The following is a 14,882-nucleotide window of genomic DNA, read 5'->3' as shown; positions in this document are numbered from 1 at the left end:
ACAGACCGACCGCGCCAAGTTGTCGCATAATGCGGACAATTCTAATACTGGAGATACTACAATGGCTAACGGCACCGTAAAATGGTTCAACGCAACTAAAGGCTTCGGCTTCATTGCACCCGATGGCGGCGGCAACGATGTGTTCGTACACATCTCCGCTCTTGAGCGTTCGAACCTCACCACTCTGGCCGACGACCAGAAAGTAACGTTCGACATCGAATCCGGCCGTGATGGCCGTGAGTCGGCAACGAACCTGTCCCTGGTCTAAGCCACGGACTGACGACTGATTTGGAACGCGGCCCTTACCAAAGGGCCGCGTTTCCTATTTCCGGCGTTGGAACAGCGATCTTTGGCATCTTGTCCGGCAAGTGCTCAAAACGAATCCCCATGGGACGAGATCTGCACCAACGCCCCCGCCTGAACCAATCAGGTCCGGCCCCTCACGACAGCACGGTGAAATGTTCGCTGGGTATCGTGATCGTCCAGCTAATCTCATCAGACTTGATATCGAAAACGGTTTGTGCACCCAGCATCGACGGCGCGAGAGATGTCAGGACGGTGCTGCCAAACCCTTTGCGCCCCGTCTCTTGCCCGGTCGAAATTCCGGTTTCGCGCCATGTCAGAAGGAGCATCGGACGGGAATCGTCCGGTGTAACAGACCAGGCAATCACGATATCGGCCCCGTCTTGTTTAAGAGCACCGTACTTCGCCGAGTTTGTCGCCAGTTCGTGAAAGGCCATGCCGACGGCCTGCACGCACTGTGGCTGGAGATTGACGGGCGGCCCCGAGAGGGAATGTCTTACATCGTCTGGATCGACGAAAGGCTTGAGATGCCCGTTGATCAGATCCGTCAGGGACACGCTGGTCCAAGCGGTTTTGACAAGAAGATCGGTCGAGTGAGACAGTGACTGAATCCGCGCCTCGAAGCTGCGTTTGAAGCCTTCGACCGTTCCTTCTACGCGCGCAGTTTGGCGTTGGATTGCGATGACAATGCTCAGCATGTTCTTCGCGCGATGAATGACTTCATGTGCGATCAGGTCGCGGGCCTTTTCCGCGTTTCGGACCGAGGTAACATCGCGATGGATGTTTGAAATCGCAACGACCTCGCCGCCGGCGCTGCGAATCGGCGCACAACTGATCCAGACTTCGCGTTGCGTTCCATCCTTTGCAACGCGCGTCGCCTCGAAATTTTCCAGCCGACCGGCAATAGTTTCATCCCGGTAATGGGATACAGGCAGCGGCCAGTTGTCAGGATAAAGCAGTTCCAGCGACTGACCAAGCGCCTCTTCCTCGGTATAGCCGTAAAGCTTTTGTGCTGCACGGTTCCAGGTGATGATATTGCCGTCCAGATCATAGCTCACGATCGCGTCGGTGGTCGTTGCGATCAGCGCCACCATCGCGTTGGAATTGATATAGGCCTGCTCGATATCGGTGCGTTCGATATGACGAGTCGTGATGTTTCGATGCTGAACCAGCAGAAAACTCTCGCCTTCAGTGACAAGCCGGTTTGCCGTCAGCTCGAACCATCGTTTGACCGTCGGGCTGTTGCAGGGATATTCGCACCGAAACTGTTCGCCGGTGCGGAATGTCCGCTCAAAACCGTCGGGGATGATCTTGGCTTCAGCGCTGGAAGGGCCCTCCGCGCTTCGACAAATGTCCAGATAATTAGTCCCTACGAAAGAATGGATAACGTCGCCGCCGTTTTCCGAAGAGAACTTGCGCCATGCCTTGTTGATCGCAACGATGACCCCCTTGCTGTCAAGGATCGCAACCTCATCCTGCATCGCATCCATGAAGCCGGACACATCAAACCGGTGGATCAGTGCTTGGCAGTCCTCTGAAATTGTCTTCACTCCAAAACTTGGCACAACCACCACGCGGGAACCGCCACCACAGCGATACCCGATATATCCCAATATGGCTTAAAAATCAGCCCAATGCGACTTTTCAATCAAGACCCAAGAATCCCTTATACAACAGCGGCTTTCGCCATGATCGCCCCGTGCAGCTTTCACCTCAACAGTCAGGCAAAACTCAACATCTATTGCAGGTTCGAAGGTGGGAACGTAAAGTGAACATATGAGTGCACAAACCCTAGAATCAAAACTGGCCATCCTGAGTGATGCGGCGAAATACGATGCGTCTTGCGCGTCGTCCGGATCGACCAAACGGGATTCGCGCGATGGCAAGGGGCTGGGGTCCAACGGGGGCAGCGGGATCTGCCATGCCTATGCGCCGGACGGTCGCTGCATCTCTTTGCTGAAAATCCTGATGACCAACTTCTGCATCTATGACTGCGCTTACTGCGTAAATCGCGTGTCATCGAACGTTCAGCGGGCGCGCTTCACGGTTGATGAGGTGGTCAAGCTGACCATCGAATTCTATCGACGCAATTATATCGAAGGGCTGTTCCTGTCCTCTGGGATCATTCGTTCACCCGATGTCACGATGTCGGATATGGTGCAGATTGCCCGCAAGTTGCGGCACGAGGAAAACTTTCGCGGTTATATCCATCTGAAGACAATTCCCGATGCCGCGCCGGAACTTATCGCCGAGGCGGGGCTGCTGGCGGATCGGCTGTCGATCAATGTCGAGCTGCCAACCGATGCCGCCGTGACCCAGCTCGCGCCCGAGAAAAATCCGGCGCAGATCCGCAAGGCAATGGCCTATGTACGGCTGCGCAAGCAGGAAAGCGCCGATAGGTCCCACACCGGCAAACAGCCGCCACGCTTTGCGCCGGCAGGACAGTCGACGCAGGTCATCGTCGGGGCGGATGCGTCGAACGATGCAACGATCCTTGGCCAATCGACGCGCCTCTATTCAAGCTATGGTCTGAAACGGGTCTATTATTCGGCCTTTTCCCCGATCCCTGACAGTTCAAAGAACCTGCCGCTGATCCGGCCCCCGTTGCAGCGCGAGCACAGGTTGTATCAGGCCGACTGGCTTCTCAGGTTCTATGGCTTTGAACTGGACGAGATCACCGGCGTTACCCCCGACGGAAATCTCGAACTAGATTTCGATCCCAAGCTTGCCTGGGCTTTGGCGCATCGCGGGGTGTTCCCGTTGGACGTCAACAGGGCCAGCCGCGAGTTGTTGCTGCGCGTTCCCGGCTTTGGGGTGAAGACCGTCAATCGCATCCTTTCAACCCGGCGGCATCGCTCTTTGCGGTATGAGGATCTGACCCGGATCGGTGTGTCGATGAAAAAGGCCGGGGCGTTTGTTACCGCGACCGGCTGGTCTCCCGCTGCCCTGACAGACAGCGCCGGACTGCGCGCACGTTTCGCCCCACCGCCGGAACAATTGAGCCTGCTGTGATACACCGCATGACGATGCCGTCTATCGGTACCGCGCTGGCGTGGCGCGATGCCGCCCGCACGCTGATCAGCGCGAATGTGCCGCCGCAGTCTGTCACATGGGGCGATGAGGCGGAGCCGCCGGGGCTGTGGGATACCGATCCACCAGCCGTGGGCGAAACCGCTGTGACAGTACCGCGCGGGTTTATCGCTTTGGCCAATGCGGTCGTATGGCACAATGATCCGGCGCGGTTCGCCCTGCTTTACCGGGTGCTGTGGCGGCTGCGCGATACGCCGCATCTGATGAGCGATCGCGCCGATGCCGATCTTGCAGCCCTGCGCCAGATGGAAAAGAACGTGCACCGCTGCCAGCACAAGATGAAGGCTTTCGTGCGGTTTCGCGACGTTGGCACCCCGGGGGATGCCCGCCGCTCGTTCGCCGCCTGGTTTGAACCGACCCATCACACGGTCGAGCCGACTGCGCCGTTTTTTGCGCGTCGGTTCGGTGACATGGATTGGCGGATCATTACGCCGGATGTCAGTGCGTCATTCATCAATGGCCAGATCACTCTTGCCGCCGGTCAGGCCAAACCACCCCTGCCGGAAGACGCGAGCGAGCAGCTTTGGACCACCTATTTCCGAAATATCTTCAACCCGGCCCGGTTGAAGGTGAAAGCAATGCAGTCGGAAATGCCAAAGAAATACTGGAAGAACATGCCCGAAACCGCAGCTATTCCCGAGATGATTGAAAATGCTCCGGCCCGCGTGCAGGAAATGAACCGGGCAGCGCCTACCATTCCGCCACTCCGGGCGGCCAAAGTGCTTAAACACGTCGCAACGCTCGGCACAGTCTGGTCGGGGTCGCCGGATGAATTGACCGCCGCAATTTCTGCCTGCACCCGATGCGATCTTCATTGCAACGCCACGCAGGCGGTGCTGGGCGAAGGCCCGTCGGACGCGGCTCTCATGATTGTTGGTGAACAGCCCGGTGATCAAGAGGATCTGGCAGGGCGTCCGTTTGTCGGGCCAGCCGGTAAACTGTTTGATCAACTGGCAAAGGAGGCCGGCTTGGACCGGGAAAAGGCCTATGTGACAAACGCGGTCAAACATTTCAAATTCAAACCACAGGGGCGTCGGCGCATTCATCAACGCCCCAATACATCCGAGGTGCTGCACTGCAAATGGTGGCTGGATGCGGAACGCGCGGCAGTTAAGCCAAAAGTCATTCTGGCAATGGGGGCAACTGCCGCGCTGGCCCTTACCGGAAACTGCAGCGACATGGCCGGGCGGCGTGGCGTAGCGCGGATATTGGCCGATGACACACAGCTCGTTCTGACCTTTCACCCCTCCTATATTTTGCGAATACGCGATCCCGGTGAAAGGCATGCGGCGGCCAATGACCTGCGCCGGGATCTTGCGCTGGCACACCGATTGAGCCTGAAACCGGAGTAAACCATTTTCAGTGCGGACCGTGGTGCGTGTCACCCTGATCAGTCACGACATGAGGTTTGATTGATTGCAGAGGCTGCTGTTTGTGAATCCAAATCTAGGGGAGCGCCGTCACCGCAAGAGTTTCGCCGGATCGGAAGGGGATCGCTCGACAGCGATGGCAGGATAGACGGACAGATTGAACCGAAACTCAACGCCAGTTCAAAATCGGCGCTCGCAATTCCCGTGATGAACCGACAATTCGAAACCCGCTGTCCAAGGCGTGAAATCCACCGTTGCGCGACTGCGCCACACGACTTATCCACCGCCCGATTCGGTTATCCCCAATTAAGTACTTTACACCGAGTCTCGTAGGCTACACCATATGTGGTAAGACGGCGCGCAGTCAGCGCCGCACTTGGGCAGGACACCAAGCCGTGGTGAGGGAACAACCCCGGAAACGGCTATAACAATACGAGGCGCAGATGTCGTTTTCCGAGCAGTTCCTTGAGTTCGAGGATATTCATCCTATTGATATCGTTGAAAACCTTGCTGAGCACCGGGCATGGGAATTCGACCGCGTCGGCGAAGATCAAATTGCCATGGCGGTTGAAGGGCAATGGCGGACCTATTCCATCACGCTGGCCTGGTCGGGTCATGACGAAACGCTGCGCCTGATCTGCACGTTCGAGATGGAGCCGCCCGAGCACAGAATGCCACAGATCTATGAAGTATTGAATGCCACCAACGATCACTGCTGGGCCGGCGCATTCACTTTCTGGGCGGCGCAGAAACTGATGGTTTACCGCTATGGTCTGGTTCTGGCCGGCGGACAGTTCGCGGGACCGGAACAGATCGACCGGATGATCTCGGCCGCTGTTTCGTCGGCCGAGCGGTTTTATCCGGCGTTTCAGCTTGTCGCCTGGGCAGACCGCGCCCCCGAGGATGCGCTGCAGATCGCCATCGCCGAGGCCTATGGCCGGGCGTGATCGCTGAAATCCGCCGCATATCTGCACGGTTATTGACCGAAAATTAACGATTCCGGCCGAAGTTGGCATTCCGTCTGCACGAACCTCCTGAATCCGGAACCTGATTGCCCTTTACCTTGACTGCGACGCGGCTAGGGTTGCGCCGATTGATCAGGGGGCTGAAAAAATGGCGATGGATATGGACATGGTGCGCGACCGGGGGCTGGTGCTTTTGGGTTGCGGAAAAATGGGTTCGGCGATGCTGCAGGGCTGGCTGGCGGGCGGATTGCCTGCGACATCGGTCTGGGTGATTGATCCGTATCCGTCCGACTGGCTGATCGCGCAAGGGGTGCACCTGAACACCGACCTGCCAAAGACACCCGCTCTCGTTCTGATTGCCGTCAAGCCGCAGATGATGGAACAGACATTGCCGACCCTCTCGGCCATGGGCAACGGCGAAACGGTGTTCCTTTCGGTCGCGGCGGGCACGCCAATCGCATTTTACGAAAGGGTTTTGGGCGCGGATACGCCGATTGTACGCGCCATGCCCAACACCCCCGCCGCAGTTGGTCGGGGGATCACCGCGCTTGTCCCCAATCGCCCGGGTGGCGCCGCCATGGATCTGGCCGAGGCCTTGTTGCAAGCCGTGGGTCAGACCGTGCGGCTGGAGTCTGAATCGCAGATGGATGCGGTGACGGCGGTTTCCGGTTCCGGCCCGGCCTATGTGTTTCACCTGATCGAAACGCTGGCGGCGGCTGGCGTAAACGAGGGCTTGCCCAAGGATCTGGCGCTGGCGCTGGCCAAGGCGACGGTGGGCGGCGCCGGCGAACTTGCCGAACGCGCGAACGAAGATCCGGGGCAGTTGCGCGTCAACGTCACGTCGCCCGGCGGCACCACAGCAGCAGCCCTTGCGGTGCTGATGGACGTCGACACCGGATTTCCTGCCCTGATGAAACGTGCGGTCGCCGCCGCCGCAAATCGCAGCCGGGAGTTGGGCCAATGATTACCTTTGACGATTTTCAAAAAGTCGATATCCGCGTCGGTGTGATCACCCGCGCTGAAACTTTCCCCGAAGCCCGAAAACCTGCGTTGCGGCTCTGGGTCAATTTCGGAGACGAGATTGGCGAAAAGAAGACCAGTGCGCAAATCACCAAACACTATGCACCCGAGGCGCTGATCGGGCGGCAGGTGCTGGCCGTGGTCAACTTTCCGCCCCGTCAGATCGGCCCGGTGATGTCCGAAGTTCTGGTTCTCGGCACCCCCGATGAAACGGGCGAAGTTGTGCTGCTGCGCCCCGACATGGATGTTCCGCTTGGCGGGAGGATGTTCTGATGCCAACACTGCTGATCACTCGCCGCCTGCCCGATACCGTGCTGGATGCCGCGCGCGCGCAGTTCGACGTGACTCTACGCGACGATACAACCCCGATGAGCGCCGGCGAAATGGCGGCGGCGATGGCGCAATATGACGTCATTTTGCCAACGCTGGGCGATGGATTATCTGCCGAGGCATTCAACGGCGCATTGCGTTGCCGACTGCTGGCGAATTTCGGCGTCGGGTACAATCATATTGACGTGGCGGCGGCTCAGGCGGCGGGAATCGCGGTGTCGAATACGCCCGGCGCGGTCACGGATGCGACCGCCGATATCGCCATGACGCTGATGCTGATGACCTGTCGCCGCGCAGGAGAGGGCGAGCGTATGTTGCGTGCCGGCGATTGGCAAGGTTGGCATCCGACCCAGCTTTTGGGTCAGCAGGTCAGCGGTAAGGTGGCCGGGATCGTCGGTATGGGGCGAATTGGCAAGGCGATCGCGCGGCGCTGTCACTTCGGCTTCGGGATGGACATCGCTTTCGTCAATCGCTCGCCCATCGCCGATCCGGGGGTCCCGGCGCGTCAGATTGCGGGGCTGCATGAATTGGCAGGCATGGCCGACGTGCTGATTTCTGCGGTTCCGGCAACGCCCGACACACACCATCTGTTTGGCGCCGAGGTGTTTGCCGCGATGAAATCCACGGCGGTTTTCGTCAACATTGCCCGAGGTGATGTGGTGGATGAATCTGCGCTGATCGCAGCCCTTCAGGCGGGTGAAATCGCAGGAGCGGGCTTGGACGTCTATGAATTCGAACCGAAGGTGCCCGAGGCTTTGAAGGCGATGGAAAACGTCACCCTCCTGCCCCATCTCGGAACCGCGACCGAAGAGGTTCGCACGGCCATGGGCATGATGGCGCTGGACAATCTGACGGCGTTTTTCGACGGAACCCCTCTGCCCAACCCGGTTTTGCCCTGATCGTCCCGCATTTCGTGCGGCAGACTTGCTCGCACGAAAGCGGACGATCGCGGTGATGTGGTGCCGATCTGGACCCCCACACCGCGCGCGGAGTGTGCGTCAGTGACGTCGTAGGCCAATTCGGTTGAGGGAAAGGAAACCCCGGCTCCAAAGACGACCTATGCAACCGAACCAACAGAATGGATCACAATGCGCGGGCCGTCCGGTCCGGATGCATTGCCCACTTCAAAAGGTCCATATCCTCGGCGTTCGCTTCTTCAAGCAGGGCGGTCAGGTCGGCATGCTCTGTGATTTCGGCTCGCTTATCAGACGTGTTGCTGCGCGTGCTTTTCCAGGTGAAATCCGGCCATTCAGGCTCGATTTTTTTGGCCAGCTCCGCAACGGATGCGTCAAAGCTCTCCACAAACCCCAATACCCCATGGGACCGGAAAAACTCGGCCATCTGTTTGGCACGCTCAAGTTCGCTTTCTGATCCGGGCTTCAGGTTTGCCAGCCGGGAGACATGAAAATTGCGGCACTGCCGGTCGCTCTTGTGGTCAAGACGCGCACGGACATAGCCATTGAAGTCGGTTTCCTTTGCCAACCGGGCCCCCATACCGTCGGAATCCTGTTGCTGCTCAAACTTATAGGCCGAACGGATCCGGGCCAATGGATCGCGCAGAAATATAACCGGAATGATGCGCACCCCTTCAACCTCTGGCATTTTCCCGGTCATTGTATGGGATGAATAGACACGGGCGTCGGGTGTTTCTTTGATCCAATCTTCAACCAGATCCGTATTGGCACCCGGTCCCGAAAATTCGCGCGTGACCCAAGCATTTCCAAAGAATTTCTGGAGAATTCTATCTAAAGACGTCCCTGCATTTTTGAACAGATGATAGTGAAGTATTACAGTCCGCAAAGTCTTTTCTCCAATTCGCAGGATTGGGTGGCGTTGAATTCATCGTACTCGTGAGATCGGCAAGACCCTGAAACTTCGCGGCCTTCTGCACCGTACCTCACCCGTCTCGAATGAAAGCGCTTCCTACATATCTCCATTGCATCCCGGCAGGGTTATGGCGTTTCGTGAGCAGTCCCGACCCGAGTTTGTTCCGGTTTGCCATGTGTTGCAAGGGCGCCTTACCGCCCTGTGCTGTTTGTAGGGGCGCAAATCCGCATCACGACACTTTATCTTTGAGTGTCCTTTGGCAGAACTTTTGCCCGCAGGCGACCCTGTGGGAGCGCCGCGACGTCCATCCACCTAATTCGATTGATACAAATCAACGGTTTCGAATGCCTCACGCATCATTTCACGCCCCTTCTCGAAGGAAAACGCGTCGGCGACATAGGCACGCGCGTTGTCCGACATTCTCTGCCACAACGCGTCGTCGGTTTGCAGTTGCCCGATCGCCTCGGCCCAGTCCTTGGGGCTTTTGACGATGAAACAGTCGTGACCGTGGCGAAGGCCCACGCCTTCGGCGGCGACCGGTGTCAGGACACAAGGAATGCCGTGCGCCAGTGCAGACAGAACTTTGCCCTTGATGCCCGCGCCCGACAGCAGCGGCGCCGCGAAGATGCGGAACCGGTCGTAAGCATCGGCAATATCCTCGATGAACCCCTCGGGATGAATGTTGCTTGCGGCCAATGACTTGATATCGTCGCCCATGCCGGACCCATAGATCGTGAGGCTCAGATCAGGATGGGCGGATTTCACCAGTGGCATTACAGAATTCACAAACCATTTCACTCCGTCGCCATTCGGGTGATGCCTGAAACTGCCAAGGAATGAAATTCCACTCCGCTCGGCCAAGGGGGGTGGGTTGTCCGACAGTTCGACCACCCAGGGGCATTTGACGACCGGCACCGCCCCATCGATATGCGAGGTAATGACGGAATGCTCTACGTCATTATAGGATAACACGACATCGACGCGCCGCATCACATTCAATTCCATTTCGCGGGTCCGGCCGGCTTCGGCCACCTGATTTGCGTCTCCGGCAGCAAGTCCGGTGCGCAATTCCCGCAGGAAATGCAGATCGGCGTTGTTGAAAAGAACTTTGGCATGGGGCGCATTTTCACGGATGTTGCTCAGCAGGTCATCGGCCACATAATAGCGCGTGATATAGACAGCATCAAAATCTTTGCCGTACTTCTCAAGATAACTCCCGACCGACAGAAAGAACGGCGCATAGATCACTTCAACGCCCATGCGTTGCAGGTCATCAGTATAGCGCCCCATATGTGCCAGATTGCGAGGCAGGAATGTCACCTTATAGCCAAGGGATTGAACCAGTTCGATCTCCTTGATTGCAGCATAGCTGCCAGCGTCACGGTCTGGACGGGGCATCTCGTGATCAATGAACAGCACCCGCCCGACGATACCGCGGTCTTTCTCAAAGTCCGGATTCTGGCCATCGGGGCTGAAGTTTGCGAATGCCTTGGACCAGCGGCGCTTGAATTTTGGCCGGTTAACCTCTTGAAACTGTTTGAAGCCGGATGACGTGTCGGTGCCGCTTGTCATGCCTTCGTAGTGATAGACGACCGAACTCGGAATGCACCATGTGCTGTATCCGGCATCGCGGACCTTGAAGGCAAAATCCGTGTCCTCAAAATACATCGGCTCCAGATAAGAGGACAGGCCCCCCACCTCGTTCCAGATGTCGCGTGTGGTCATCATGGCAGCACCCGACAGATAGTCCGCCTGTCGGGCATATGAAAACCGCGGCTCCCAGGGGTTTTGCCGGTTGCCATAGTTCCACGGGTTGCCAGTGCCCCATATGATCCCGCCGGCCTCTTGCAATTGCCCGTTGGGGTAAAGCAACTTTGCCCCGGCCAAGCCGACATTCGGGAACCGCTCAAAGGCGGCGATCAACTCATCAAGCCAGCCTGTGGTCACTTCCACATCGTTGTTCAGCAACACGACGTATTTACCACGCGCTTTGGCCGCACCTGCGTTGCAGGCCCGGATGAACCGCTGAGCCTGCGTGTTGTGAATCACAGTGATCCCTTCCACCAGGTTCTCCAACTCGGCGGTTTCGTCCGTGGATGCATCGTCGACCAGGATCACCTCGAAGCTGGCGGTGTTATAGGCCATCAGCAGGCTGCACAGCCCAAGATAGGTAACTTCGATCTTGTTGTGGGCAGGGATAACGATACTGACATCGGGCACCGCAACTTCGGGGAATCGCAGCGGCTTTAACTTAACATTGCCGAACCCACCTTCGAGGATCGAAAGCGCCCAGGCAATCTGTGCAAAATCTTCACTTGATCGCGTGTTGCACGCCATTTGGGCCCTGAGGCTGTCATAACGATGCGCGGCCTGGCTCATCAGCGCACTTGGGAAGGGCGGCGAGCTTTCTTCTTGCAGGACTTCAATGGGAGTCAGGATACGCGGAATCAGGAAATAGTTTTTATAGAAAAGCCTGCAATCTCCCGAATCCGTCACCTGAAGAAGATGTGCGCCACCATCGAGGCAAGGGCTGGGAAAGGTGATCGTGGTGGGGGTTTCGTTCAGATGCACGATCATGGGGTCGGCATTTGAGATATGGATCTTGTATACACCGTCAACCGAAGCGCGCAGCTGGATCGTATGCCCCCAGTCCTGAACAAGAGAGACAGTTGCGTCGGTCGCAGGAACGAGCACGGTCGTGATCCCTGCCAGATCAAGCGAGAGTTCCTCGGACGGTTCCAACAGATTTGGCAAAGCCGCCTGACTCCACTGCCCGGCCTCGGCCATGCCTGCATCTGCAGCAGTGAACTCCAGCATCGGCACCGAGGTGGTCATTTGCTTTTCATCGGCCAGAACCGGCTGAGCGATAAAGAACCAAGGTGAGTCCTCGGCACTGAGCGCCTGCTCAAACTGCACGCTCATGGTCAACACCGTATCCATGGTCAGGCTCGGCAGAGCTATTTCGACATTCTCATATTTCTCGGAAACTTTTCCGCCGCGTTTATTGACATTGAAATTCTGCTTGAACGAGCGTTTCGTCCCGTCAGCGGGATTGGTTAAGTTCAGGACGAAAACACCGCTTGCGCGGTGGGCGGCCAGAAGGACGCGAAACACCTTTTTGACGTTGGTCGCCGGAAGTTCGAACGCCTTGGTCAGGTCAACCAAAAACGGCTCGGAGGGATCGGACACCTCGACCTGCAAAGTCTGACCCCCCTCAAGTGCCCAACCTTCCATCTTGTTCAGATGAACTTTACATTTACCCCGCATGGCCTTCACAAGAGGCTCCTTGACCAGCGGCAATTGGATTTCGCTGCTGATCCCCGCCCTTAGCGTTTCGGCATCTGTCATCTGCGTAAAGCCAGTCCGGAATTCCCCGGTTCGCAGCATCAGGTCCGCCACAGCAACCGAGCTGGCGGTACGGACAAAAACGTTTCCGGCACAAATTCTGGCTTGAAACGCATCTTTGGGAAGAACGACTGTCATTAACGGAAATCTCCGGACTAAAGCTACGGCCGCCGAACCAATGGGACCGAAATTCTGGGCTTGGATGCACTCTTGTTTATTATTTATCAGCGGGCAATGGTGAACTCGGAACCGCTCAGAGGCTCCGAAGGCCCTTAGAGGCCGCCAAAACTTCCCCTATCGCGAACACTCTCCCAAGGTCTGAGCAAGATCGTGGCGCTCCATAGCCTGTCCCAATACCGGCGCATCAGGCGGCATTCAATGTGCGAGGGACAGCACTGGCTGAAAGTCGCGCGCCGACTGTATGATTGGGTCATCCCCAAGATCGGATCAAAGCGGGGCCGGTCCGGCCTTAAAATTCAGTGCTTTCAGCTGTTATCGTAAGGCGTGAGGCCATTGGTTGGCCCAAGGCCGCGCGCGAAGTTGCCAACTCGCCATGGTGGCGCTTTGCCGAACTGGCGATGCGACGTAACGTCGTCAAGACGGCCCCGGTGCAAATTCATCCGGCGATCAGGGCCACCCCACGGTTCGATCGTGCGATAGTTTCTGCCAGGAACAGGGCCAACGGCCGGGCAAACCTTCTTGCTGTGCGCAAGTGAAACCAATCAGTCGCTCATAACCCGGGAAAACAGGTTGAAACCTGTAATTTCGGAGTGCTTCTTTGATAAGACCCTGTAGTATTCCACATACCGGACAGAGCAACCTGCCCGGACACGCGGGATGGGCTGACAACACTCCAAATCAAACGGTGCATTCCGCGAGTACCGAGCATCCCTGAAAGGGCTTCCTGAACGCGGGGTTATACGGCCTTGACGACAGGGGCAGAATGGGGTCGGACTTGCTGCTGCAACATTCGACCTGCAACAACGGAGAGAAATGAATGTCGTTGAAACACACCTTGGCCGCCGGCCTGCTGATGACCACGTTTGGGGTCTCGGCATCGGCGCAGTCGCTTGTCTATTGTTCGGAAGGATCGCCCGAAGGGTTCGATCCCGCGCTCTATACCTCGGGCACGACGTTTGATGCGTCCAGCCACCCGCTCTATGACCACCTGACCGAATTCAAGGTCGGCACCACCGAAGTGCTGCCCGGTCTGGCCGAAAGCTGGGACGTCAGCGAAGACGGCATGACCGTCACTTTCAAGCTGCGTGAGGGCGTCAAGTTCCACAGCAATGACCAGTTCACACCGACGCGCGACTTTAATGCGGATGATGTGATCTTTACGTTTGATCGTCAGGGCAACGCCGAAAACCCGTACAACTCGGTTTCCGGCGGCACCTTTGAATATTTCGCCAGCATGTCGATGCCCGATCTGGTCGAAAGCATCGAAAAGGTCGACGATTATACCATTGTCTTCCACCTGACCCGGCCCGAAGCACCGTTCCTTGCCAACATGGCGATGGATTTCGCCTCGATCATGTCGAAGGAATACGCCGACGCGATGATGGAGGCCGGCACACCCGAGATGCTGAACCAGGCGCCCATCGGCACTGGCCCCTTCACCTTCCAAGCCTATCAGAAAGACGCCGTCATCCGCTATCTGCGCAATGATGAGTACTATGGCGACAAGGCCCGCGTCGAAAGCCTGATCTTTGCGATCACGCCGGACGCTTCGGTGCGTTACCAAAAGGTGCAGGCGGGCGAATGCCACGTCATGGCTTACCCGAACCCTGCCGACGTGCAGGCGATGAAAGACGACGAGAGCATCGTCGTGATGGAGCAGGAAGGCCTGAACGTCGGTTACCTGGCCTATAACGCTCTGCAGCCGCCCTTCGACAATCCGAAGGTCCGCAAGGCGCTGAACATGGCGATCGACAAGCAGTCGATCATCGACGTGGTGTTCCAGGGCTCGGGCCAGATTGCCAAGAACCCGATCCCGCCGACCATGTGGTCCTATAACGACGCAATCGAGGACGACAACTACGATCCCGAAGCGGCCAAGGCGATGCTGGAAGCCGAAGGCGTCACGGATCTGTCGATGAAGATCTGGGCGATGCCGGTGCAGCGTCCCTATAACCCCAACGCACGTCGCATGGCCGAACTGATGCAGGACGACATGTCCAAGATCGGCGTCAATGTTGAAATCGTGTCCTATGAATGGGGCGAGTATCTGGAACGCTCCAAGGACAAGGACCGTGATGGTGCGGTTCTGCTGGGTTGGACCGGCGACAACGGCGATCCCGACAACTTCCTTGCCGTGCTGCTGGGCTGTGACGGCGTCGGTGCCGCCAACCGCGCACAGTGGTGCAACGAAGAGTTCGACGCCAAGCTGAAGGAAGCCAAGGTTCTGTCCGATCAGTCCGCACGTGCGAAACTGTATGAAGAGGCGCAGGTCATCTTCAAGGATCAGGCACCCTGGGCCACCATCGCGCATTCGGTCGTCTTCATGACCATGCGTCCCGAAGTTGACGGCTATGTCGTGCATCCGCTGGGCGGGCATATCTTCAATCAGGTCGGCCTGAAGTAATCTCCATGTTATCCGGGGGGGGCGGCGCGGTATGTGCCGCCCCCTTTT

11 protein-coding genes are annotated in these 14,882 nt (G+C 57.6%); 8 read left to right on the top strand and 3 right to left on the bottom strand.

The genetic code is table 11. The features are described from left to right. Window positions 1–61 precede the first annotated feature (61 nt). The gene (locus tag FQ320_RS09255) at window positions 62–268 is read left to right on the top strand and encodes a cold-shock protein (protein ID WP_148471489.1); all 207 of its coding nucleotides are present in this window, start codon (window positions 62–64) and stop codon (window positions 266–268) included. A 172-nt stretch (window positions 269–440) separates the two neighbouring features. On the opposite strand, the gene FQ320_RS09250 is transcribed toward FQ320_RS09255, so the two are convergent. Further along, window positions 441–1,853 carry a PAS domain S-box protein gene (locus tag FQ320_RS09250; protein ID WP_148471487.1) on the bottom strand — a complete coding sequence of 471 codons (1,413 nt, stop codon included), beginning with the start codon at window positions 1,851–1,853 and terminating at the stop codon, window positions 441–443. A gap of 226 nt (window positions 1,854–2,079) precedes the next feature. Here FQ320_RS09250 and FQ320_RS09245 point away from each other — a divergent pair, with 226 nt between their 5' ends. The 6 genes from FQ320_RS09245 (at window position 2,080) to FQ320_RS09220 (ending at window position 7,977) form a co-directional block, all read left to right on the top strand. Next, a complete protein-coding gene (locus FQ320_RS09245; protein WP_148471485.1) occupies window positions 2,080–3,315 on the top strand; it encodes a putative DNA modification/repair radical SAM protein in 1,236 nt (411 codons plus the stop codon). Beyond that, the gene (locus tag FQ320_RS09240) at window positions 3,315–4,745 is read left to right on the top strand and encodes a UdgX family uracil-DNA binding protein (protein ID WP_148471885.1); all 1,431 of its coding nucleotides are present in this window, start codon (window positions 3,315–3,317) and stop codon (window positions 4,743–4,745) included. The genes FQ320_RS09245 and FQ320_RS09240 overlap by 1 nt, the downstream gene beginning before the upstream one ends. Before the next feature lie 461 nt (window positions 4,746–5,206). Further along, the gene (locus tag FQ320_RS09235) at window positions 5,207–5,710 is read left to right on the top strand and encodes a YbjN domain-containing protein (RefSeq protein WP_148471483.1); all 504 of its coding nucleotides are present in this window, start codon (window positions 5,207–5,209) and stop codon (window positions 5,708–5,710) included. A gap of 172 nt (window positions 5,711–5,882) precedes the next feature. Next, entirely contained in the window at window positions 5,883–6,692 is an 810-nt protein-coding gene (proC, locus tag FQ320_RS09230; protein WP_148471883.1) for a pyrroline-5-carboxylate reductase, read from the top strand. Continuing rightward, window positions 6,689–7,021 (top strand): tRNA-binding protein, encoded by a 333-nt coding sequence (locus FQ320_RS09225; RefSeq protein ID WP_148471481.1) that lies wholly within the window; start codon window positions 6,689–6,691, stop codon window positions 7,019–7,021. Before proC ends, FQ320_RS09225 begins: the two co-directional genes overlap by 4 nt. Then, a complete protein-coding gene (locus tag FQ320_RS09220; protein ID WP_148471479.1) occupies window positions 7,021–7,977 on the top strand; it encodes a D-glycerate dehydrogenase in 957 nt (318 codons plus the stop codon). The genes FQ320_RS09225 and FQ320_RS09220 overlap by 1 nt, the downstream gene beginning before the upstream one ends. Window positions 7,978–8,161: 184 nt before the next feature. On the opposite strand, the gene FQ320_RS26020 is transcribed toward FQ320_RS09220, so the two are convergent. Beyond that, the gene (locus FQ320_RS26020) at window positions 8,162–8,560 is read right to left on the bottom strand and encodes a hypothetical protein (RefSeq protein ID WP_222861598.1); all 399 of its coding nucleotides are present in this window, start codon (window positions 8,558–8,560) and stop codon (window positions 8,162–8,164) included. 657 nt (window positions 8,561–9,217) lie between these two features. Next, on the bottom strand, window positions 9,218–12,388 hold the full coding sequence (locus tag FQ320_RS09210) for a glycosyltransferase (RefSeq protein ID WP_148471475.1): 3,171 nt from the start codon (window positions 12,386–12,388) through the stop codon (window positions 9,218–9,220). Window positions 12,389–13,247: 859 nt separating this feature from the next. Between FQ320_RS09210 and FQ320_RS09205 the strand changes: the two genes are divergently transcribed. Further along, window positions 13,248–14,834, top strand: coding sequence for an ABC transporter substrate-binding protein (locus tag FQ320_RS09205; protein ID WP_148471473.1), 1,587 nt, complete (start codon window positions 13,248–13,250; stop codon window positions 14,832–14,834). The last annotated feature ends 48 nt before the right edge of the window (window positions 14,835–14,882 follow it).

The organism is Oceaniovalibus sp. ACAM 378, from assembly GCF_008085915.1.
GTDB lineage: Bacteria > Pseudomonadota > Alphaproteobacteria > Rhodobacterales > Rhodobacteraceae > Oceaniglobus.
The sequence above is the reverse complement of the archived record's forward strand: the minus strand, read 5'-3'. Positions and strand labels throughout refer to the sequence as shown.